The 21,376-nt window shown below is 51.0% G+C and carries 22 protein-coding genes; 20 read left to right on the top strand and 2 right to left on the bottom strand.

What is annotated here, in order from left to right:
- Positions 1-92 precede the first annotated feature (92 nt).
- From EDM21_RS14985 to EDM21_RS15020, 8 genes are all read left to right on the top strand, one after another.
- Entirely contained in the window at positions 93-293 is a 201-nt protein-coding gene (locus tag EDM21_RS14985) for a hypothetical protein (protein WP_157336650.1), read from the top strand.
- 154 nt (positions 294-447) lie between these two features.
- On the top strand, positions 448-936 hold the full coding sequence (locus tag EDM21_RS14990) for a DinB family protein (protein WP_157336652.1): 489 nt from the start codon (positions 448-450) through the stop codon (positions 934-936).
- 179 nt (positions 937-1,115) lie between these two features.
- Positions 1,116-1,418 (top strand): hypothetical protein, encoded by a 303-nt coding sequence (locus EDM21_RS14995; protein WP_157336654.1) that lies wholly within the window; start codon positions 1,116-1,118, stop codon positions 1,416-1,418.
- A 125-nt stretch (positions 1,419-1,543) separates the two neighbouring features.
- Positions 1,544-2,350 carry an inositol monophosphatase family protein gene (locus tag EDM21_RS15000; RefSeq protein ID WP_166542026.1) on the top strand — a complete coding sequence of 269 codons (807 nt, stop codon included), beginning with the start codon at positions 1,544-1,546 and terminating at the stop codon, positions 2,348-2,350.
- A gap of 97 nt (positions 2,351-2,447) precedes the next feature.
- Positions 2,448-3,311 (top strand): SDR family oxidoreductase, encoded by an 864-nt coding sequence (locus EDM21_RS15005; protein WP_157336656.1) that lies wholly within the window; start codon positions 2,448-2,450, stop codon positions 3,309-3,311.
- Positions 3,312-3,696: 385 nt separating this feature from the next.
- The gene (locus tag EDM21_RS15010; RefSeq protein WP_157336658.1) at positions 3,697-5,241 is read left to right on the top strand and encodes an extracellular solute-binding protein; all 1,545 of its coding nucleotides are present in this window, start codon (positions 3,697-3,699) and stop codon (positions 5,239-5,241) included.
- A 151-nt stretch (positions 5,242-5,392) separates the two neighbouring features.
- Positions 5,393-6,337, top strand: a complete 945-nt coding sequence (locus EDM21_RS15015) for an ABC transporter permease (protein ID WP_235918212.1) — start codon at positions 5,393-5,395, stop codon at positions 6,335-6,337.
- Between the two features lie 13 nt (positions 6,338-6,350).
- Positions 6,351-7,214: a carbohydrate ABC transporter permease gene (locus EDM21_RS15020; protein ID WP_157336662.1), complete on the top strand. Its 864-nt coding sequence runs from the start codon at positions 6,351-6,353 to the stop codon at positions 7,212-7,214.
- Positions 7,215-7,227: 13 nt separating this feature from the next.
- On the opposite strand, the gene EDM21_RS15025 is transcribed toward EDM21_RS15020, so the two are convergent.
- On the bottom strand, positions 7,228-9,471 hold the full coding sequence (locus tag EDM21_RS15025; protein ID WP_157336664.1) for a helix-turn-helix domain-containing protein: 2,244 nt from the start codon (positions 9,469-9,471) through the stop codon (positions 7,228-7,230).
- Between the two features lie 298 nt (positions 9,472-9,769).
- On the opposite strand from EDM21_RS15025, the gene EDM21_RS15030 reads away from it, so the two are divergent.
- The 12 genes from EDM21_RS15030 to EDM21_RS25020 all read left to right on the top strand — a co-directional run bounded on the left by EDM21_RS15030 (position 9,770) and on the right by EDM21_RS25020 (position 20,367).
- A complete protein-coding gene (locus EDM21_RS15030; RefSeq protein ID WP_157336666.1) occupies positions 9,770-11,866 on the top strand; it encodes a BglG family transcription antiterminator in 2,097 nt (698 codons plus the stop codon).
- A gap of 26 nt (positions 11,867-11,892) precedes the next feature.
- On the top strand, positions 11,893-12,330 hold the full coding sequence (locus EDM21_RS15035) for a PTS sugar transporter subunit IIA (protein WP_068773428.1): 438 nt from the start codon (positions 11,893-11,895) through the stop codon (positions 12,328-12,330).
- Positions 12,331-12,332: 2 nt separating this feature from the next.
- On the top strand, positions 12,333-12,596 hold the full coding sequence (locus EDM21_RS15040) for a PTS sugar transporter subunit IIB (RefSeq protein WP_157336668.1): 264 nt from the start codon (positions 12,333-12,335) through the stop codon (positions 12,594-12,596).
- 19 nt (positions 12,597-12,615) lie between these two features.
- Entirely contained in the window at positions 12,616-13,911 is a 1,296-nt protein-coding gene (locus tag EDM21_RS15045; RefSeq protein ID WP_068773430.1) for a PTS ascorbate transporter subunit IIC, read from the top strand.
- A gap of 145 nt (positions 13,912-14,056) precedes the next feature.
- Positions 14,057-15,049 (top strand): phosphotriesterase family protein, encoded by a 993-nt coding sequence (locus EDM21_RS15050; protein ID WP_157336670.1) that lies wholly within the window; start codon positions 14,057-14,059, stop codon positions 15,047-15,049.
- Between the two features lie 12 nt (positions 15,050-15,061).
- Positions 15,062-15,832: a creatininase family protein gene (locus tag EDM21_RS15055; protein ID WP_157336672.1), complete on the top strand. Its 771-nt coding sequence runs from the start codon at positions 15,062-15,064 to the stop codon at positions 15,830-15,832.
- Positions 15,833-16,059: 227 nt separating this feature from the next.
- The gene (locus EDM21_RS15060) at positions 16,060-16,794 is read left to right on the top strand and encodes an SIS domain-containing protein (RefSeq protein WP_157336891.1); all 735 of its coding nucleotides are present in this window, start codon (positions 16,060-16,062) and stop codon (positions 16,792-16,794) included.
- A 47-nt stretch (positions 16,795-16,841) separates the two neighbouring features.
- Positions 16,842-17,111: an HPr family phosphocarrier protein gene (locus EDM21_RS15065; protein ID WP_157336673.1), complete on the top strand. Its 270-nt coding sequence runs from the start codon at positions 16,842-16,844 to the stop codon at positions 17,109-17,111.
- Positions 17,111-18,856, top strand: coding sequence for a phosphoenolpyruvate--protein phosphotransferase (gene ptsP, locus EDM21_RS15070; RefSeq protein ID WP_157336675.1), 1,746 nt, complete (start codon positions 17,111-17,113; stop codon positions 18,854-18,856). Before EDM21_RS15065 ends, ptsP begins: the two co-directional genes overlap by 1 nt.
- 350 nt (positions 18,857-19,206) lie before the next feature.
- Complete coding sequence (locus tag EDM21_RS15075) at positions 19,207-19,650, top strand: GNAT family N-acetyltransferase (RefSeq protein ID WP_157336677.1); 444 nt, start codon at positions 19,207-19,209, stop codon at positions 19,648-19,650.
- Positions 19,651-19,821: 171 nt separating this feature from the next.
- On the top strand, positions 19,822-20,214 hold the full coding sequence (locus tag EDM21_RS15080) for a DUF4279 domain-containing protein (protein ID WP_157336679.1): 393 nt from the start codon (positions 19,822-19,824) through the stop codon (positions 20,212-20,214).
- Positions 20,215-20,226: 12 nt separating this feature from the next.
- Positions 20,227-20,367, top strand: coding sequence for a hypothetical protein (locus EDM21_RS25020; protein WP_235918213.1), 141 nt, complete (start codon positions 20,227-20,229; stop codon positions 20,365-20,367).
- A gap of 230 nt (positions 20,368-20,597) precedes the next feature.
- On the opposite strand, the gene EDM21_RS15090 is transcribed toward EDM21_RS25020, so the two are convergent.
- The gene (locus EDM21_RS15090) at positions 20,598-21,218 is read right to left on the bottom strand and encodes a pyridoxamine 5'-phosphate oxidase family protein (RefSeq protein WP_157336681.1); all 621 of its coding nucleotides are present in this window, start codon (positions 21,216-21,218) and stop codon (positions 20,598-20,600) included.
- Positions 21,219-21,376: the final 158 nt, after the last annotated feature.

Genomic DNA, 21,376 nt, shown 5'->3' on the forward strand with positions numbered 1-21,376 from the left:
ACCCTTTTTGAATCAACATATAAATAGTAAAACAGTGCTGCCAAATGGGAAGTAGATTAACTTAACAACCAGATTACGAAGGAGATACTCGAATGAATTCATATGGCATAGGACAGATTTATAGCGATAGGGGATGCGAGATTTATTACGGCTCCAAAGAGAAAGTCTTGGAGAAGTTAATAAATAGCAGGGATAGGCCTTATGGGAACTTTTATGCCGCAGAGGAACAAATGTTAGAATGGGTAGATTTTTATAAGTCTGAGAAACCTTACGCAACTTTTAAAAAAATTTGACTTCATAAAGAAAGCTAAAGAAGGGAAAATACTTTAATAAAAATATAAAAGTAAATATTTAAAATTAATATTATATTGTACGATTGGAGGTTATAGCCCCATCTGTATTATACTGAAGAAGTGAACCAGACCCTTGTGAGGAGGAAACGAATCCATGTTTAATAATTTGAATGAGTTTCAGCAAGAATGGAAGAATGAAGCGGCAATAACGCTCAGCGTGCTGAACGCTCTGACGGATGAATCACTGAATCAGAGCATCGCGGCGGATCACTTCTCGTTAGGCGAGCTGGGATGGCATTTGATTGTTACTATGCACGGCCTTCTGACTAACATTGGGTTACAGTTTGAAAGCCCGGGAAGCGAGAAGGATCTGCCCGAGTCTGCTGAAGCAATCGCGGAAGCTTACGAGCGGACAAGTAGTGGTGTGCTCCAGGCGATACAAACCCAATGGACCGACGAAACCCTGCAGAAATCTATGCCTTTGTTCGGCCAGGAGATCCCGATTCATGCTCTCTTGCGGATGCTGCTCCAACATCAGGTTCATCACCGCGGTCAGATGAGCGTACTGATGCGCCAAGCGGATCTGACGGTTCCAGGCATTTATGGTCCGAACAAGGAACAAAGTCAAATGATGCGCAAATAAGCCTGCAATTCCGGTTTATCCGGCGTTTCCACTTGTGCAACGAAGTTTAAACAACACCAAGCTGTCCCGCTTGGTGTTGTTTTTTTTAGAGACGCATGAGTATAAAGAATGTGTTACTCTTGCTATAAGGTAATATCTTACAAGGTTTATATCGATGGTTGTGTCAGGAGGAGTATCGGATGAAGATGAAGTTTCGCGAACAGCCTGTCACGGTATCTTGGCGCTACTTCGCCATCTACTTGATCATCAGTCTAGCTGTGGAAGGCACAGCGTTCTCTGTGTCCCGGCTCCCGTCTATAGATGAAGGGGCTGCGATGGTGACGTTTATCTGTTTTCTGCCCCTTAGTGCGTTGCTCGCACTATTTGCTCTTTTTATCGGCATCATGATTAGTTTGCAAAACCGGAGGTATTCCCAGTCTCTTCTGGTTGTGCTGGCAGTCGCGGGAAGTTACATAGGTATCTTTGCTATCTTCGCTTTTTAGGCAGTCAATTATTTCCAAAAGGGTGCGGTACGTGGTACGATAGACCGAATTCAAGAGAAGCCGATCCAGGCTTCCTGCATGGAATTCAGCTATATAAAGAGAGGGTAATAAGGGGGAGAAAGCTGGTGGAAGAAATCTTGCGTGCGGCCAAGAAACTGGCCATCCAAACGGCGCTTCAAGCTGGACAAGAAGCCAAAAATCGTTTTGAGAATTTAAACAGCATTTTAGTAAAAGATGATTTCGGTGATATGGTGACTGAAGTGGATCATCTGGCGGAAGAAATTATTGTAAATGGTATCAGCAGGCAATTTCCTGATCATGTCATAGATAGTGAAGAAGCCGGTCACAACGGGAAAACGAGCGATTGGGTGTGGGTGGTAGACCCGCTTGACGGAACGAACAATTACGCGATCGGAATGCCGCTCTATTCCACAACTCTGGCGCTTTTGTACAGGGGAAAACCTGTCCTCGGCGTTGTGTATGAACCGATGGTAGACCGGTTGTTTGTCGCGATGGCGGAAAGAGGGGCTTACTGCAATAATGTGCGCATCCAGGTCAAGAAGAACGAAAAGATTCAGCGAAGCTCAATCGGCTGGATCCAGGGCCATGCGGTGCAGAATGAAGCCAGGGCCGTAAAACTCCGTCATCATTTGGATGTAAACGTAAGACGGATGATGAGATTATGGGCACCGACTCTACAGTGGTGCATGCTGGCAAAAGGCGACTTGGACGGGATCGTCTTGTATAATTCAGAGAGCAGTGATTTATACGCGGGTATTCTGCTGGTACAGGAGGCTGGCGGTATTGTGATTGACTACGCAGGCAATCCTTTTGAAGGCGGTAGCGAGGCGGAACATTATCTGATTGCTTGTCACCCGGAACATAAAGAATATTTTATGGAGCTGGTCCGCCAGGGACTGGATAATGGTTAAGACACAAGGATTGGTGGCTGGATCGTTGTGCCCGGGAAATGCAGATTCCCGGGCAAACTTAACAGCCGCATAGTATCCAGAGGAAGGAGGACAGAAAATGAAAGATCGAATTGTTATGATTACGGGCGCCAATTCGGGCATGGGACTGTCCACGGCAATAGAACTCGCGCGGCAAGGCGCTAAAGTGGTTATGGTATGCCGCAGCAGAGAGCGGGGAGAACGGGCGCTTCAGGAAGCGGCCGAGCAAAGCGGTTCCCGGGAGATCCGGCTTATGATCTGTGATCTGGGATCGCTCGCAAGTATCCGGAGCTTCGCAGCAGAATTCAAGCGCGAATATGACCGGCTTGACGTATTAATCAACAATGCCGGTGTCGTTTCGATTAAACGGGAGCTTACGGCGGACGGATTTGAAATGATGCTGGGCGTGAATCATTTGGGCCATTTCCTGCTTACCAATCTGCTGCTGGGGCATCTGGCACGCTCCACACAGGGCAGGATCATCGTTCTATCGTCAGGAGCGCACAAAATCGGGAAAATCCATTGGGAGGATCCGACCTTAAGCCGCGGATTCAGCGTCTGGAAAGGCTATGCACAATCCAAGCTGGCCAACCTTCTCTTTATGGCCGAGCTTGCACAGCGGCTGAAGCACACGAACATAACAGTGAACAGCGTGCATCCGGGTGCTGTCAGTACGGGCTTAGGAGTCAACCGGAGCACGGGATTCGGCAAATCGATCCACGCTCTTCTGAGACCTTTCTTCCAGACGCCGGCCGAAGGAGCCTCCACAGCAATTTATTTGGCAGCAAGCGATGAAGTCCTTCGTACGACCGGGCAATATTACTATAAGAAAAAAGTGTCACCTCTATCGGCCGCAGCGCGCGACCGGCAGCTTGCAGCCCGGTTCTGGGCCTGGAGTGAGCAGGAAGTGAAACTGGAGAAGTCCGAGAATTATTTCGCCTAAACGGAATCATTCCATTCGTTAAGATACCGGCACAATGCTCGGCGGGAGGATAGCGGCTTCCCGCAGTTAAATAGGGTTAACCTCGATCCCCCTCCTGGAAACTTATTGGGTCAGCCTCCAGGCTGAACTCGTAAATTCCAGGGGGGCTTTTTGTATGAGTACAGCCTAATAACCCCGCAGCGGCGGGCTTTCCATGCCGAGTTTACCGACTTTCAGGTAATTGCCATCTTTTCATATTCGCAGTTTCGGTAAGCAAGGGGAAGGAATGTGAATAGTCTAATCGGGCTTCATACGGCTACAATAAAATCATGCACGGAAGAGGCCTGGATGAAGCCTGGATGAGGCAGGCTCCTTACCGGGGAGTTTAGATAAAGGAGAGGGTTAGATGAGAATGTGGCGGAGTAAGTGGAACAAGTTTGGGAAAATTGCGCTGACAGCTGTATTGACGGGCTCGATCCTGGCGGGATGCGCTAAGGAAGAAGATGCAAGCGGGAGTGAAAATGGAAGCGCTCTCGGAGAGAAAGCGGTCACGCTGAATATGATGACCTTCTCTCATACGAACTGGCCTTACAAAGAAGACTGGCCGATCTATAAATTCCTGAAAGAGAAAACGAATGTATCTTTTAAGGTACAGCCTGTCATGAGCGATTATGCGACAACGATGAACCTGGCGATCTCATCCGGAGAGATACCGGATCTGATGATGGTCAACAGCCTGAAGGCGGCGAATACTCACGGGTCAAGCGGAGCTTTCGTCAATTTCTTCGAGCATCTGGACAAGATGCCGAATTATAAGAAATTCCTGGAGGAGCATCCGGATGTGAAAGCAGCCATTCTGTCTCCGGACGGGAAGAACTATTTTATGCCGCTCTACGGTCTGGAACAGCAGTCGCGCCGTTCCTGGCTTTTCAGAGATGACGTGTTCAAGAAGCATGGCCTGACGCCTCCGACCACCTACGACGAGCTGTACACCGTATCCAAAAAACTGAAGGAGCTGTATCCGGGCAGCTATCCGATTGCCGTCTTCAACGGCTTGTCACCGCTGCTTAATATGGCTCCGGGTTTCGGAACAGAAAGCGAATACTACTACGATTACGACAAAAAGGAATGGCGCTACGGCCCGTCCGAGAACAACTACAAGACGATGGTCACGTACATGAACAAGTTCTACAAGGAAGGTCTTGTCGCTCCCGACTTCATGGCGCATAAACGGAAGCAGTTCAACGACCTGCTGCTGCAGAACAAAGCCTTCATTGCCAGCGACTATATCGGCATTATGGATGAGCTTCCGCTGACGCTCGGAGACAAAGCATCCGAGTTCAGCCTGGATTATATGATTCCTCCTGTAGGCTCGCCGGAAGGCAAAGCGCAGAACGTATTCAGTGGCCTTCAAGCGGACGGTTTTGTAGTCTCCGCCAATTCCAAGGAGCGTGATCTGCTTCTGGCTTATATGGACTTCCTCTTCTCTCCGGAAGGAATCGAACTGGCGACTTGGGGCAAAGAGGGCGAGACATACACGACAGAGAACGGTACGCGCAAGTTCAAAGCGGATTATAAAGGGTTCGGAGATCTGAGAACCAAGACGGGCATAGCCACAGTCGGTGCTCATACCGTTCTGGATATGAAAGCTTACGAATCCATGAATTCTCCTAAGATGCAGGCAGCGATGAGCAAAGTCGGCAAATATGAGACGAAGACGCAGCCGCGTCTTGCCTATACGAATGAGGAGAATGAAGTGATCAGCATGACAGGCGAAGCCGTCAAGAAATACAAGGAAGAGCAGATCGCCAAATTCATTCTGGGTCAGAAGAGTATGGACGAGTGGGATGCTTACGTAGCGGAAATCAATAAGCTTGGCGTCCAGAAGGTGCTGGATGTCCACAAAGCGGCGTTTGAACGCAACCAGAAGTTCTTAAACGAAAGCAAATAAGAAAAACGGAACCGTTAGCCGCTTCAAGTTCGTCAAATAGAAATTCCTCCGGCCGCGGATTCAGGAAGTTCGGGCTTTCCCGGACCGGAGGAACTTTATCGACATGAAGAGGTCACTTCTAAGAATTTTACAGAAAAGGGGGAAGGATCCCTTGCAGGTATCAACGAAAGTGACGAGAAAAGCGAAGGAGAACTTGACCTTTGGACGCAAGCTCAGACGGGATAAGTATTTGCTCCTCCTCCTGCTTCCCTGCCTGCTTTATTATCTTGTATTTAAATATGCGCCGATTTTTGGCGTGGTCATCGCATTTAAGAATTTCAATCTGTTTAAGGGCGTAATGGAAAGCGACTGGGTCGGCCTGAAGTATTTCTCCATGTTTTTCAACAGTCCGGACTTCTGGCCTGTCCTTCGCAATACGTTCCTGCTCGGTCTGTACAAGCTGATCTTCGGTTTCCCGGCACCGATCATTCTGGCGCTGCTGATTAACGAAGTCCGCAAGTCGTTTCTGAAAAGATTCGTCCAGACCATCAGCTATCTGCCGCATTTTATATCCAATGTAGTCGTAGCGGGGATTGCGGTGATGTTCCTGTCGCCGACCAGCGGGATTGTGAACCAGCTCCTGAGCGCGATCGGAGCGGAGCGGATTAACTTCCTCGTGGAAGCCTCCTGGTTCCGTTCCATCTATGTATCGACGGACGTCTGGCAGCACATCGGATGGGGAACGATCATTTACCTGGCGGCGCTGACGGCCATAGATCCGCAGATGTATGAGGCGGCCCGGATGGACGGGGCCAACCGCTGGAAACAGATGCTGCATATTACTCTTCCGGGGATTACCCCGGCGATCGTTATTATTCTCATTCTCGATATTGGCAAGATTCTGGAAATCGGATTCGAGAAAGTATACTTGCTGGCAACGCCGGCTACCTATGAGGCCGCCGATATCATTTCGACTTACGTATACCGGATTGGCTTGACTCAGGGAAATTACAGTTATGCGACCGCGATTGATCTGTTTACCGGGATCATCAGTTTCATCTTCATCATCGCGGCTAACGCCTTCAGCCGCAAAGTCAGCGGAAGCAGCATCTGGTAGAGGGGGAGAAGATATGAAACAACGGTGGAACTGGTTCGATGCGTTGAACGCCCTGGTGCTCTTCGGCGTCGTAGCGGCCTGCTTGTATCCGTTCATCTATATGCTGGCCGTATCGCTCAGCGACTCGGCGGCAATTGCCCGGGGGAAGGTGTGGCTGTGGCCCCAGGGTTTTAATTTCGACATGTACCAGTATGTGTTTGAAGACGGGCGCGTGCTGAAGGGCTATAAGAATACGTTGATTTACGTTACGTTAGGTACCGCAATCTCGCTTATCGTCACGGCTCTTGGAGCCTATGCGCTGTCTAAGAACAAGATGGTGCTGTGCAAACCGGTCCTTCTGATGATCGTCTTCACGATGTTCTTCAGCGGAGGCATGATCCCGACCTTCCTGGTCGTGAAGGAGCTCGGCCTGGTCAACACCGTCTGGGGGATGGTTCTGCCCGGAGCGGTGGGGACTTGGAACCTGCTCATTATGCGTACCTTCTTCATGGGAATGCCGCAAGAACTCGAAGAGTCCGGCAAAATTGACGGACTGTCCGAGATCGGGATTTTCTTCCGGATTGTTCTGCCGCTGTCGAAGCCGGTACTGGCCACAATCGGCCTTTATTATGCGGTCGGCATGTGGAACAATTTCATGGGACCGCTGCTCTATCTGCGCAGTGCGGATCTTCAGCCGCTGCAGGTCATCCTGCGCAACATCGTCCTATCGGGACAGTTTACGGGGAGTGAAGGACCTGTGGTGGGCGATATCGTCATCGTGGAGGACGCTCTTAAGTTCGCGACGATTATGGTCTCCACCCTACCGATTCTGATGGTATATCCGTTCATCCAGAAATACTTTGTAAAAGGAGCCTTAATCGGCTCCGTCAAAGGCTGATCCAGCCGGCACGTCACCCCTTATTCCGGAGAATCGTTTTCCGGTAATCACCCGGTGGCTGGCCGGTTTCTTTTTTGAACATGCGGATAAAAGAAGTCACATTCCGGTAACCGATGGAGTTGCCGACCTCCTGGATGGATAACGAAGTCGACTCGAGCAATTCCTTGGCTTTGAAGATGCGGACTGCATTCAGCTGATCGCTGAAGTTGCTGCCGGTCTTTTCTTTGATATAACCCGATAAGTAGGTGGGCGACATGTTAAGCTTCTGCGCCAGCAGATCCAGAGAAATATCCTCGGCGTAATGAGTTTCCAGGAAAGTAATGACATATTGGATAATGTCGTAATTTTCTTCCCTCTTGAGCTTAATGGCACGCGCCGCTTCGGATATAAGCAGCTCCAGCGATTCCCGGTACTGATCCGGCGTCACGCTGTACGACAGCATCAGAGGGGTATCGGGACGCCATTCATGAACGATCTTCAGCAGCTCTACCGTCCGCCGGATCCGGAGCGCTGTGTGATCGGCGAACCGCTGCAGCTGTTCGGAAGTTGCCCCCTGCCGGTCCAGTCCTTCCAGGGCGCGCTGGACCAGCTGCCGGCAGGCGGTCTCACTGCCGGCTTGCAGGTTGACGTAGAATTCATGCTCCTGCTCCGTGGTAAAGCCGGTCAGCTCGGGTACAGGTTCTTTCTCCCAAATAATTTGCGTCTCTTCCACCGGTTTGGCCTGCCCGATCAGAGACAGGGCTTCGGCGTAAGCCTGGTCAAAGTCCGCGGATTGCTGGAAAAGCGAAGACACGGCAATGGTAATCAGATAGGAGCTGCGGTCCTGATCGAATATCTGTTTTAACCGGCCCAGACACTGCTGGAGCTGGCCGGATTTCTCGCCGGTATAGACGATCGTCAGAATTTGCTGGGTCTCCATTTGAAACGTATGAGACAGCGGGAAGGCTGAGCCGATCTGAAGCCGGATAATTTCCTGGATCTTGGCGGTCGCCTTCAGCATCAGTTCCCGGAGCCGGTCCGTCTGCAGCTGCCGGTATCTCAGCTGATGGACGACAATCATAAAGGCGCCATCCCCGACCCACAGGTCCTTAGAGGCCTGCGGGTCTATTTCGATATTTTTGAACCGGGCCATGTAATTGTAGCTGGTCAGCATCGGCCGTGTGCTCTCCATCCATGCTTTGATCTGCCGGCGTTCGTGCTTAAGCCCCTGCAGATGATCGGAAATGGCATTGAACTCGGCGATACTCCCTTGATACAGCTCGGTTTCGATCTGATTCAGACCGGTAATCATTTTCTTCAAAGGCCGGTTAATCGTACGGCTGAAGAAGAAGGAGGCCCCGATACCGATCAGGACGGTGGCGGCAAATAACAGAAGCGCAATCCAGTTCATCCGGGTAATATTCTGGTTCAGATTGTCATGGGGAATGACGGTGACATAAGTAAAACCGGACTCGCTGCCTCTCTCATAGAAGTAGTACGTTCCGTCATTCAGAATCCATTCCGTCTTGCCGTCCCAAGCGGGTAAATCTTCAGCCATTGCGGTCTCATCGGATTTGAAAAGAGGCTGGCCGGCGGAATCCAGCAGAAAAAATTGCGAGCCGGGGCGTCCCTGATACGTCTCGTACCATTTTTGCATATCCACAAAAGCAATGATTTCGTAAGGGCTCCCTGCCACATTCGTTCGTATGGGAAGCAGGAGGACATTCCCCCGGTCGGGGTTGATCGCGAATGTCCGGCTTGGAAGGGTCAGCAGGAATCCCGGCTCATTGCCGCGGTTTTTCCAGAAATCAAGGGGATAGCTTTTATTGACGTAGTAATAATCGAACATGCGGTCCTCATCGACCAGCCCGTCTTTCTCCAGAAGGAACGCATGGTTCCGGTAATAAATCATGACATTGTTGAGGTGGTAATACGGCTGTCCGACCAAACCTCTGATCTGAGCGGTGATTTTCTCTATCTGCAAATAATCGATCCCGGCCTTGCCGCTTCCTTCAGCCTGCCGCTGAACACTCAGCACGTATTCGTCATGCTGCAGAGTAAGGAGGCTGCTTTTCCAGGTCTTGTACTGTTTCTCGAAGCTGTCTACGGTATTGCGGATCAGCGTCCGGTTATAGTGGACGATTTCATTGCCTACATTGCGCGTGTAGAACGTTAAGGACCAAATATTGTAGGACGAGAGTAAGACAATGACGATAAGAAAATACAGCAGCATTTTGACGAAAAGAGAATGGAACGGAAATCGTTTGATTAAGTTCATGCGAAATCTCCTTATGTATACGCTCTCTTTACTAGTTTAGCGGAGAGTAGGGTGATGAGGAAGGAAATAGTTGCTACTTTACAACTTTTTCATGAAAAATTTATTCTTCCATAACAAGGGGGTATTCCGGATAGGAATAACCGGTTATCGGGAATGAATTCATTTTTGCACAAACCGGGCTACATCATTTGAACTGTCTTTGGTCCTGTGCCCCTAGGTATAATCAAGACGAACCAACGAGTACACTAAGCGGCAAAGGAGTGGATGCCGTATTCTGGACGAACGCAGTACACGGATCATGGCACTGCTGCAGGAAGCTGCGGATTACGTGTCTCTGGAAGAATTAATGAAGAAGCTGGGGATTTCCCGGCGTATGGTCTATTACGATCTTGATAAAATAAACGATTGGCTCAAGCAAATGCATCTGCCGCCTGTGGAATATGTACGTTCGGCCGGTTACTATCTGCCGGAAGAAAGCCGGGCGGGCTTACCCGGACTGGCGGGCAAACTGCCGCCGCAGCAATATTACTTCTCGCAGCGGGAACGGCTGTCCTGGCTGGCCGTGCAGCTGATATCGGCATCAGATTCTTTATTCGTCCACAATCTGACTGACAGTCTTCAGGTCAGCAGGGGGACGGTGCTTAAGGATCTGAATCTCATCCGGCCCGAACTGAAGGATTTACGTCTGGAGGTCACCTATGACCGCAAGCTGGGGTACCGGGTGCGGGGCGAAGAGGGCGACCAGAGAAAAGCGCTGTCTCATTATCTCGGGTATGTGCTTGGTAAAGCGGGATGGGAACAGGCTGTGAATCAGCTTCATAAGCTGCCCGGTTATGAACTGGCTAAGCCGGTGTTCCCGGAGAACAGTGCAGAGCAGCTGAAAGAATTATCCGGGTTAATAGCGGAGAGTGAAAGGCTGCTGGGCCTGGAGCTTACGGATGAGATGGTCTTCAGTCTTACCGGGCAATTTCTGTTAACGGCCCGCAGGATTCAGCTCGGAAGAGTCATCTCTGTAGATGAGGATGAACTCAAGGTACTGCGGCGTATGCCGGAGTACACGGCGGCCAGACAAATCGCGGAAGGTCTGGAGAGTATGACCGGAAGCGCAATACCGGAAGAAGAGGTCGGCTATATGACGATGCATCTTCTCGGAGCCAGACTGAACTGGATGGACCCGCTTGCCGGTACAGATGAGATGCTGGGGCCGCTGAAGAACGCAGCCCGCGAAATGACAGATGCCTTCCAGCGTTACGCCTGCTTATTTCTGCCTAACCGGGAGGTTATGGAAGAGAATCTGCTCGTTCATCTCAAGCCTGCTTATTACCGGATTCGGTACGGACTCGAATACGAGAATCCGCTGCTGGAGAACATCCGGTCGAAATACGGCGAAGTGTTCGAGCTGGCAAGGCGCTCAGCGGGTCCATTCGAGAAGCTGGTCGGCCGCAGGCTGGACGACAGCGAAATCAGTTATCTTGCGATGCATTTCGGCGGCTGGCTGCGCAGAGAGAATACACAGCCGGCTGCCAGAAGCAAAGCCGCGATTGTCTGCGTGAACGGAATCTCCGCTTCACGGATGCTGAAATCGCAGCTGGAGCATCTGTTCTCGGCGGTTGATATAACAGCCGTCCTGTCGCTCAGAGATTACAAGGTGTTCGGCGAAGACGAGATTGATTTTATCTTCTCGACGATTCCGCTGCCGGACAGCCGGGTTCCCGTGTTCGTCGTCAACCCGATTCTGAGTGATAAAGACAAGGAGCATCTGCTGAACCAGGTGAACACGGCTCTGGGACGGCGCTCGCGGGTCCAGGCCAGTTCCGTCCAGGCACTGATGGATATTGTCCGCAAGTATGCGGACATCACGGATGAGGCGGGGCTGACTGATGAGCTGAACCGCTACATGTCAGCCGAGAAGACTTGGCTCAGCGAGTCGCGCAAGCCGGCGCTGGCCGATCTGCTGCCCGCTTCGATGATCCGGGTTCAGCCGCGGGCCTCAGACTGGAGAGCGGCCATCCGGATGGCTTCGGAGCCGCTCCTGCGGGAAGGCCGCATTGAAGAAGCCTATGTCCAGGCGATGATTGATAAAGTCGAGGCGCTCGGTCCTTATATTGTCGTAGCGCCCGGCATCGCAATCGCACATGGAAAACCGCAGGACGGTGTGAAGCGTCTTGGCATGAGTCTCCTGAGACTGGAGGAAGCGGTCGCATTCTCGGATCAGGAGAGGCATCAGGTCCAGGTCATTCTGGTGCTTGCCGCTATAGATGGAGAATCTCATTTAAAGGCTTTATCCGAATTAACGATCCTGCTGCGCGAGGAGAAGAGCTTGATCCGGCTTAAGGAAGCCGGGACGATCCAAGAACTTGTGGAGCTGATCGGGCCAAATGGCAGTGGTAGATAGAATAGCTGTAACGGGAGAGATGAGAAATGAAATTTTTGGAACCATCACTGATTGCTCTTGATGTTGAAAGCGCAGCAGCGGAGGATGCCATCCGCAAGGCAGGGGAACTGCTGGTCCGTGCGGATGCAGCCGAAGCGCGCTACGTAGATGCGATGGTAGAATCGTACCGCGAGAAAGGGCCGTATTTCGTACTTGCGCCCCATATCGCACTGCCGCACGCCCGTGCGGAAGAAGGGGTGAAGGAAGCTTCAGTTTCCCTGCTCCGTCTGAAGGAACCGGTCGTATTCGGCCACGCTTCGAACGATCCGGTGAGACTCGTGTTCGCCCTGGGAGGCTCGACAAGCTCGGAGCACATCACGATGCTGCGCAAATTGACGACGCTGCTCAGTGAAGAAGGCAATATTGAGAAATTCATGCAGGCACCTGATGTAGAAACGATCCAACAACTATTAGGGAGGAATTAACAATGAAAATTTTATGCGTATGCGGTCTGGGACAAGGAACTAGCCTGATTCTGAGAATGAATGTGGAGAATGTATTAAGCGGCATGGGGGTTAACGCGGATGTAGAGCATACAGACGTATCCACGGCATCGGGTTCCGCGGCGGACTATATTATTACAAGCAATGAACTGGCTCAGAGCCTGGAAGGGCATTCGGCCAAAATCGTGATCGTGAACAACTACTTCGACAACAATGAAATTAAACAAAAATTAGAAGAAGTTCTGTAACTCATAAGGAGGGGTCTCCATGGACGTACTTTTTTGGATCGCTACCAACATTTTCGGAACACCGGCTATTCTGCTAGGATTTATCGTTCTGCTTGGTCTGCTGCTTCAGAAAAAGTCAGCCAGCCAGCTCGTAAGCGGTACCTTTAAAGCGATTATCGGCTTCCTGGTAATCGGAGCGGGTTCGGACGTTATCGTAAAAGCACTGAATGTTTTCGAGCCGATGTGGAAGGAAGTATTCGGACTTGAAACAGGCTCTCTGGGCACCTTTATGGGGCAGGAAGCGTTCAACTCCAAATTCGGGAGCGCAGTTACGCTGGCTATGCTGCTCGGTTTTCTGATCAACGTGGCGCTGGCCCGCTTCACACGGTTTAAATACATTTACTTGACCGGCCATATGATGTTCTGGACATCGACCGTATTCGCCGGTGTGATGGTACATGCTGCCGGAGACGTGCCGATCTGGAAACTTGTCCTGCTGCTTGCTGTTGTACTGGGTCTGTACTGGACCTTCCAGCCGGCGATTACACAACCGTACATGCGCAAAATTACGGGCAACGACAACATTGCCCTCGGTCATACGTCCGCATCGGTAGCACTCCTGTCCGCCTGGTTCGGTAAGCTGCTGGGCAACAAAAACAACGATTCGGAGAAAATTAAAGTTCCCAAAGGACTTGAATTTCTGCGTGATTCCAATGTCATTACGGCTCTGAGCATGGGGATTCTGTTCCTCGTCGGCGCCATCATTCTTTCCTTTAAAGGCACTCCCGGAGCTCAGGAGCTTATTGCCAAATCGGGAGACCAGAACTTCATTATTTATTCCATTATCCAATCGTTCACATTTGCCGGAGGTATCGCCATCGTACTGATGGGGGTCCGGATGTTCGTAGGCGAGCTTGTTCCGGCATTTAACGGGATCGCAACCAAGCTGGTACCGGGCGCAAAACCTGCGCTGGATGCTCCGATCGTATTCCCTTACGCACCTAACGCGGTCGTTCTCGGCTTTATCGGGGCGTTCGCGGGTGCACTGATCTGGCTCCTGGTTCTCGGCAACACCGTTGCCTACATTTTCGTACCGACGATGATCGTATTGTTCTTCCACGGCGCTACAGCCGGGGTATTCGGCAACTCGACCGGTGGTGTGCGCGGGGCGCTCATTGGCGGCTTCATTACCGCTACCGTCGTCGCCTGGGGGCAGTTCTTCATGGTGAAATTCCTGATCTCATCCACTGTACCGGACACGGCGATGTGGGCGGCCGATTCCGACATGTTCATAATCGGACCGATCCTGAGCTTCCTGGCGAAGCTGTTCTTCTAAGGAACGTATAAGCAAATTTTGTGGATTTCGATAAAAAGAGCTCCCGGCTTCTGCTCGGACCCTGCTGATTCACTTAGCCCGCTGAGCCCGTACATGTTGGAAGAAGAGGCCGGGAGTAAACACAGATAGAGTGGAGGAGAAATGCATGAGCTACATCCGCACACTTCATGGAGATATTTCGCCGAGTGAATTCGGCTTCACGTATTCTCACGAACATATCGTCTGCAGGCCTGCTTTCTGGCAGGAGCGTGGCGAAGATGATTTACTTCTCGACGATAAGAACAAATCCAAGCTCGACGTGCTGGATTTCAAAAAACACGGTGGGCGCTCCATTGTCGATGCGACCGCGGTAGACTACGGACGTGACGTACAGGCCGTTCAGGAAATTGCGACGGAGACCGGCATTCAAATCGTCGGCACGGCAGGCTTCAACAAAAGCTTCCTGTGGGATGCGGCGATTAAAGAAGAACTGAAGCCGTTGACTGGAGATTACCGGACTTATGCGGAGTGGATTGAGGCGAAAAGCATTAATGAACTGGCGGATTTCGTAATCCGTGAGGTGGAGGAAGGCCTGGAAGGAACTCCTTTTAAAGCCGGACAGGTGAAGTTTGGTACGGGCTATAACCGGATTACTCCGCTCGAAGAGAAAACACTGCGCGCTGTTGCCCGGGCTCATCATGAGACGAAAGCGCCCGTTCATTCTCATACGGAAGTCGGCACCATGGCGCTTGAACAAATCGAGCTGCTCAAAAGCGAGGGCGTGAATCTGTCCTATCTGAGTCTGGGGCATATGGACCGTAACCCGGACCCTTACTACCATGAACAGATCGCGGCGACCGGAGCTTTCATGTGCTTCGACGGGATCGGGAAGATCAAATACGCTCCGGAGAGTACCCGCATCGAGCTTATCTTGAATCTCGTACGCAAGGGCTACGAAGATCAGATTCTGATCAGCGGGGATACAGCGCGCAAGACCTATTACAAGCATTACGATTACGGTCTGGGCCTTGAGTATATTATCGCCAAATGGGTGCCCCGCTTCGTGGATGAAGCCAACCGCAGCGGACTAAACGGCTCGGAGTTAATCGAGAAGTTTTTTGTGGCCAACCCGGCACGGTGCTTTACCTTCAAAAAATAAGGAGGGGACACGATGAGGTTCGAGACAGAAAACTCATACGAGGTGCAGGATAAAATCCGACAATTCCGGGCGGCTATATTGCCTATCGGCGCCGTTGAAGCCCACGGTCCCCACCTGCCTCTAGGTACGGATAATTTACTGGCGGAGAGACTGGCCGGCAGACTGGCTGAGAGAACAACCAGCTTCGTGCTGCCGACGCTCCCGTACGGACAGGTATGGAGCCTGCGTAATTTTCCGGGCAGCATCAACGTGTCTAATGAAGCACTCATCCGGATGCTGACAGATATCGGAGAAAGCCTGTACCAGCAGGGGTTCCGGATTTTTGCCATAGTGAACGGTCATCTGGGCAATGCGGTTGCTCTGAAGGAAGCGGCGCGGGTGCTCTACGAGCGGGTCCCTGAACTGAAGGTGTATTACTTCTTTTATCCGGGAACGAAAGAAGTGACTAACGAAGTACGGGAAACAGCCTCGGCTCACGGGACCTATATGCATGCGGATGAAATTGAAACCTCCTATATGCTTTACCTCGCCGGAGAATATGTAGACATGAGCAAAGCCATCAATGGCGCTCCGGTGATGACGGCTGAAGCGGACTGCACCCCGACACCGTGGGAAGAAATGACCTCCTCGGCCGTGCTTGGCGATGCGACGCTCGCAACGAGAGAAAAAGGCGAGAAAATTATTGAGCGCAGCCTGGACGTGATGGCAGATATGCTGAACCGCGCCAAGGAAAGATTGGCGGTAGAAGAGGAAGCGGATAGCGGAAGCAAGAAGCAGCAATAACGAGTTAAGTTGAACAATGAACAATGAAAGCAAGCTGAGTGCACCTAGTCTTAAAAAGTGAATCGTTAGTTGAAAGCGGCAACCCATATACAATCAGGCAACCGCTGCGGGCTGTGCCAATAAATAAACAGTAAATGAGTTAACAGGACAGGCTGGCATCGCCTGCTTAGCGCTCACAAAAGAAGCAGCGGCAGCCGTCCAATACAGACACCGGGGTGAGAGCTATGATGATGAATACGTATTTTGACCGAATTGGAGAACTGCTGAACAAGGTTCAACGTGAGGAATCGGCGCAAATGAGAGAAGCCGCAGAGAAAGTGGCGGCCTGCATAGAGGATGGCGGCATTATTCATCTGTTCGGCTGCGGACACTCGCATATTCTGACCGAGGAAGTCTTCTACCGGGCAGGCGGGCTTGTCCCGATCCGTCCTATCTTCGTAGAGAAGCTTATGCTTCATGAGGGCGCTGTCCGTTCTTCCGAACTGGAGAGACAGAATGATCTGGCTGTCGATTTCATGCAAGGGCAGGATATCCGCGAAGGTGAAGTGGTCTTTGTCCTGTCGACCTCGGGAAGGAATCCGGTTCCGGTTGACGTCGCTCTGATGGCGAAAGAAAAAGGAGCGTTTACTGTCGGAATCACTTCACTGGAATATTCCAAAAGCCAGCCGTCCCGCCATGTGAGCGGCAAGCATCTGGCCGACGCAGTGGATCTTGTAGTGGATAACTTCTCTGTAAAGGGCGATGCCGTGCTTTCCCACCCGGGAATGAAAGTTCCATTTACACCAAGTTCCACTGTAGTGGGGGCGACCCTGTTGAATGCGATTTTTGCGGAAGCGATCGAGATTATGATTGAGCGAGGCACTCAGCCTCCGGTATTTTTGAGCGGCAATATTGACGGATCCGATGCTCACAACCACGCTTTGATTGAGAAGTACAAGGAGCGTATTACTTTACTATCTTAATCGGCAAGGTGCAGCGGGAAACGGAGATAGGTGGAGGAGGTAATAAGATGTATACACAAACCGTAACCATACAGAATAAACAGGGATTTCACGTCCGCCCGGCACAGCTTTTTGCCGACAAGGCAGGAGAATCCGGCGCGGTTGTTAAGCTCAGAACGGAAGATGGCAAAGAAGCAGACGGCAAAAGCATGCTGGAGTTGATGACGCTGGGGATTGAGGAAGGAGCGGTCATCACGATCGAAGGCAGCGGAGACGGGGAGCAAGAAGTGGTGGAAGCGCTCGCTGCCCTTGTGGAAAGCAAGTTTGGTGAAGCCTGATGACGGAGCTCCGTATAGACGGAATCGGGGTATCGGAAGGAATCCGATTAGCACCAGCGTATGTGTACCGCCCGGCGGCAGTTTCTTCTGGACAGCAGGAGGAAGCCAGGCAGTTTATTGACAGCAGTCAGGTAGAAGCCGAGATAGCAAAGCTCGGTGAGGCCCGGGAGCGCTGCGCCGCCGAGCTGGAGGCGCTGACGGAGAAGGCCAAAGTCTCTGTCGGCGAAGAACAGGCGGGCATTGTAGCCGGACAGCGTAAGCTGCTCGATGACCCGGCCTTCTATCCGAAGATGGAGGCCCGCATCCGGGAGCAGCATGAGACGGCCGAGGCGGCTGTGGCGGAAGTCATCCGCGCTGTGGCTGCTCTCTTCGAAGGCATGAAGAATGCGTACATGCAGGAGCGCGCCGCGGATATCCGTGACATCGGCGGCCGCCTCTTAGCCTGCCTGTCACCGGAGCAGTCCCGGGGCCTCGCGGACATCCGCGGGCAAGTGATCCTCGTCGCCGATGATTTGACCCCGTCCGATACCGTGCAGCTCGATCCGGCCGTCGTGGCAGGGTTCATCACCCGAACGGGCGGAGCGACCTCGCACACCGCTATTCTCGCGCGGTCGCTCGGCATTGCAGCTATCGTCGGCGCAGGCGGCGCCATCGACGGAATCGAGGACGGCGATCCTCTCGTCCTCGACGGGTCCGCCGGGCTGTGTATCGCCCGGCCAAGCGAGCAGACGACGGCGGAATACAGCCGCCGGATGGGGCTGGATCTCGAGCGCCAGAAGTCGCTTGAGGCCTATGCCGCGCAGCCGGCGGTTACCGCCGACGGTACGCGCGTCGAGCTTGCGGCGAACATCGGAGCCGCCGCCGAAGCGGAAGCCGCCCTCCGGCTCGGAGCGGACGGAGTGGGGCTGTTCCGCACGGAGTTTCTGTTCATGCACGCCAAGGAACTGCCGGGCGAGCAGGAGCAGTACCGTGCGTACCTGGAGGCTGCGCAGCTCATGGACGGCAGGCCGGTAATCATCCGCACGATGGACATCGGCGGAGATAAAGAACTGCCTTACCTGGAGCTGCCGAAGGAAGCGAATCCGTTCCTCGGCTACCGCGCGATCCGGATCGGCCTCTCCCGGCCGGAGCTGCTGAAGACTCAGCTGCGCGCGGTTCTGCGGGCCAGCGCCTTCAGTACGATGAAGGTGATGTTCCCGATGATCTCGGGCCTGGACGAATGGCGCCAGGCCAAGGCTATTCTTGCAAAAGCACGGCTGGAGCTGGAACAGGAAGGCGTAGATTTCGACCGGAACATGGAAGTGGGCATCATGGTCGAAATCCCTTCCACGGCTGTTATGGCCGGATTATTCGCCCAAGAAGTCGATTTCTTCAGCATCGGCACGAACGATCTTGTACAGTACACGCTGGCAGTAGACCGGATGAATGAGCATGTCGCGTACCTGTACGATTATTTTCATCCGGCCGTGCTTCATCTTATCCGCAATGTCATTGAAGCTTCGCATCATGCAGGCAAATGGACCGGCATGTGCGGCGGTATGGCAGGCGATCCGCTGGCGGCTCCGCTGCTTCTCGGGCTCGGTCTTGACGAGTGGAGCATGGAAGCAGGGCGGCTGAGCCGGACGAAAGAGACGCTGTCTCGTCTGGACCGCGGCGCCTGCCGCAGACTGGCGGAGGACGTGCTGCGTCTGGATACGCCGGCTGCCGTCCGTCAGGCGTTGAAGGATTTTGCAGCCGTGGAGTAAGGCTGTGTAGTGCCAATGGATGGAAGGCCTCCTTAACACCGTTTGGTGATAGGGAGGCTTTTTTTTGCTGTGACAATAAGAACTCTAACAGAAGAATGCTTGGCCCGGAAAATGGTGAAAGAGGGCGCCGTTGGCAGAGGGAAATTAATAGATGGCAAAAAAGCGTGTTAATGGCATAGGCCACATTCAAAACGTAAACAGTTATCATAGATACTTGAAATGATGGATAGACCGCTTCAACGTTGTATCCGCGAATATCTTCAACTTTTTCGGATGGCAGGAAGCACCGGAAGGGAAATTTAACCATTTTACCGAATATTTAATATTAAAAATTATCAGGTGGTGTAACAATGGGATTCTCCGTACAGAAAACAAAAGAAGCAGATATAAAGTTTCTTGCTCAAATGAATAAAGAGCTTATCCAAGATGAAGGCAGCCGGAATCCAATGTCTTTGGAGCAACTTGAAGAACGGATGAACGGCTGGCTATTTGATGAATGGGAAATTGAGATTATTCAAAAAGATACTTCTGTTATCGGTTATGCAGTATATCATATAAGAAAAGATGACTTTTATCCCGACGAAAAATACATTTATCTGCGGCAGTTTTATATGAGGAGAGAGCATCGAGGTAAGGGATATGGTACTGAGGCTTTGAAACACCTAATCCGTTATTCATTTCCTTACGGTGCAAAAGTGTCCATAGATGTCTTGGAATCCAATGCTCGTGGCTCTAACTTTTGGAAAAAGTTTGGATTTGAGCCATACTATACGCAAATGAAGCTATCCAAATGATCTTTATATCTTACTCAAGCTCTCCTTTTTATCGGTGGGCTCTTTAATACTGCATTAGTGAGATTGGGAAGTTATACATATGTTGGTTTGCTTTTAATGGGACCTGCCAAGTAAAGTTACATTATTCCTGACTATTTAGATGCTTTACTTTTTATTGGGGGATTGGAATTTATGAATCCATTGGGTAATTGCTCCTTAAGTATTAGTGCTAGTAATCTTAACTTCGAATTGCTTAACCGCTTGAAAGTTGTCCCTACAACAGTAGTCAGGAGAGGACAATTAATTACGACTAAAAGTGCTGCTCCTTATGATATATGGATACTTGAAGTTGATGTAACAGAGCAGATTTCTATTGATTTAGCTTTGGAAAAACTCATCCATCCATTAAGAAAGGCAAAGCAAGAATTGAACTTTATAAAAAACCAGTATGAGGTTACTTTAAATTGTTACTTGAGATCCGATTATGGGCAGTTAGGAATTCAGATATCACCGGCTGTTATTCAATTAATCGGAGAACTTGAGCTTGGTCTGAATTTCCACATCCTATCTTACAGCGGTGTTTAGAAAAGGAGAAATATGTTCGAAACCATAGACTTTTCCCCAGGAAGAATTGAATATAACGAATATAAGATTGATGGTAAAGCAATTTTAGATGAAAATAATGATGATTTGCAGGAAGATATGTTTTTTGTCAGGTACCCCGGCAATTATGCTTGAGATTAGGATGTGTACTCGGGTATCGAAGTTTTCCGATTTTCGTAGTACAGGATCTAAACTGGAACGATCCGATCGTTAGAAGACAATGTTTAACATATAATGAATTGGAGTCTGTAGTTACTGAATTATCAAGCTGGCTGAGATATAGGAACGCAGAAAATAAAAAATAAGCTGGCACCATTCATATGACGGTGTCAGCTTTAATTTGTATCCCTAATTCCATGCAGAGGTCAATCTTCCTTATGATGAGGACAATACGCTTTCATCAGTCTAAGCGCTTCCTCGTCAAGCTCGAGTCCTCGTTTTTCCAGTCCGCTTATAACGCCTTCACGCTTGGCACCTTTCATGTTCTGGCCGAATTTGAATTTGGCGGAAATATCGTCCGGATCGATCCGGATCACCGCGACTCCCTTTATTTGTTTGACATAGCCCGGGTCATCGAGCGTAACAGGATCGTAGCCCCCCTCAGGCTGAAGTTTGTGCATAAAGCTGACGAATGACCGTGCTTTCTCTTCCAGATCCTCCACAAGGGTAGCCCGGCCTTTGATAATGACTGATTTGAAGAAAGCCGAGGCCGGACAAGCATACACCGGATCTGTGAAGTAGGAAGGAATAAGCGCATATTCTTTGGCGACAGAGAAGGACACTAGGGAGTCTCTCTTCATGTCCGCAATTTTCTCGCCGATTTTACTGCCGTGCGCATAGAGGGCGCCGTCCGTATAAACGAAATTGAGCGGCTTCAGGTTCGGATATCCGTCCTCGCCGACGGTCCCCAGTACTCCGAAGGTCATTTCACTTAGAAAGCTCTCAATTTCGTGCCATTCTTCCATGGCAAATTCTTTTCTTCTCATGGTGTGTCACTCCTGCTTGTTTTTTGTCTAATCATAGCGGGCCGGTTGACATTTCAAAAGAGCCACTTTACGCTATTTTTAGTGGACCAGTTAGTCTGCATAACTAATGACTTCATGATGTTGAAAAATGCACGCGTGTACACTTTTCACAAGGAATT

It is taken from the genome of Paenibacillus lutrae (assembly GCF_009757775.1).
GTDB lineage: Bacteria > Bacillota > Bacilli > Paenibacillales > NBRC-103111 > Paenibacillus_F > Paenibacillus_F lutrae.

Excerpts from the sequence above, each read along its gene's own strand:
- EDM21_RS14995 (WP_157336654.1), top strand. The coding sequence starts at position 1,116 with ATGAAGATGAAGTTTCGCGAACAGCCTGTCACGGTATCTTGGCGCTAC.
- EDM21_RS14985 (WP_157336650.1), top strand. The coding sequence starts at position 93 with ATGAATTCATATGGCATAGGACAGATTTATAGCGATAGGGGATGCGAG.
- EDM21_RS14990 (WP_157336652.1), top strand. The coding sequence starts at position 448 with ATGTTTAATAATTTGAATGAGTTTCAGCAAGAATGGAAGAATGAAGCG.
- EDM21_RS15035 (WP_068773428.1), top strand. The coding sequence starts at position 11,893 with ATGAAATTTTTGGAACCATCACTGATTGCTCTTGATGTTGAAAGCGCA.
- EDM21_RS15080 (WP_157336679.1), top strand. The coding sequence starts at position 19,822 with ATGAATCCATTGGGTAATTGCTCCTTAAGTATTAGTGCTAGTAATCTT.
- ptsP (WP_157336675.1), top strand. The coding sequence starts at position 17,111 with ATGACGGAGCTCCGTATAGACGGAATCGGGGTATCGGAAGGAATCCGA.
- EDM21_RS15020 (WP_157336662.1), top strand. The coding sequence starts at position 6,351 with ATGAAACAACGGTGGAACTGGTTCGATGCGTTGAACGCCCTGGTGCTC.
- EDM21_RS15005 (WP_157336656.1), top strand. The coding sequence starts at position 2,448 with ATGAAAGATCGAATTGTTATGATTACGGGCGCCAATTCGGGCATGGGA.
- EDM21_RS15050 (WP_157336670.1), top strand. The coding sequence starts at position 14,057 with ATGAGCTACATCCGCACACTTCATGGAGATATTTCGCCGAGTGAATTC.
- EDM21_RS15045 (WP_068773430.1), top strand. The coding sequence starts at position 12,616 with ATGGACGTACTTTTTTGGATCGCTACCAACATTTTCGGAACACCGGCT.
- EDM21_RS15025 (WP_157336664.1), bottom strand. The coding sequence starts at position 9,471 with ATGAACTTAATCAAACGATTTCCGTTCCATTCTCTTTTCGTCAAAATG.
- EDM21_RS15055 (WP_157336672.1), top strand. The coding sequence starts at position 15,062 with ATGAGGTTCGAGACAGAAAACTCATACGAGGTGCAGGATAAAATCCGA.
- EDM21_RS15090 (WP_157336681.1), bottom strand. The coding sequence starts at position 21,218 with ATGAGAAGAAAAGAATTTGCCATGGAAGAATGGCACGAAATTGAGAGC.
- EDM21_RS15060 (WP_157336891.1), top strand. The coding sequence starts at position 16,060 with ATGATGAATACGTATTTTGACCGAATTGGAGAACTGCTGAACAAGGTT.
- EDM21_RS15075 (WP_157336677.1), top strand. The coding sequence starts at position 19,207 with ATGGGATTCTCCGTACAGAAAACAAAAGAAGCAGATATAAAGTTTCTT.
- EDM21_RS15030 (WP_157336666.1), top strand. The coding sequence starts at position 9,770 with ATGGCACTGCTGCAGGAAGCTGCGGATTACGTGTCTCTGGAAGAATTA.
- EDM21_RS15040 (WP_157336668.1), top strand. The coding sequence starts at position 12,333 with ATGAAAATTTTATGCGTATGCGGTCTGGGACAAGGAACTAGCCTGATT.
- EDM21_RS15010 (WP_157336658.1), top strand. The coding sequence starts at position 3,697 with ATGAGAATGTGGCGGAGTAAGTGGAACAAGTTTGGGAAAATTGCGCTG.
- EDM21_RS25020 (WP_235918213.1), top strand. The coding sequence starts at position 20,227 with ATGTTCGAAACCATAGACTTTTCCCCAGGAAGAATTGAATATAACGAA.
- EDM21_RS15065 (WP_157336673.1), top strand. The coding sequence starts at position 16,842 with ATGTATACACAAACCGTAACCATACAGAATAAACAGGGATTTCACGTC.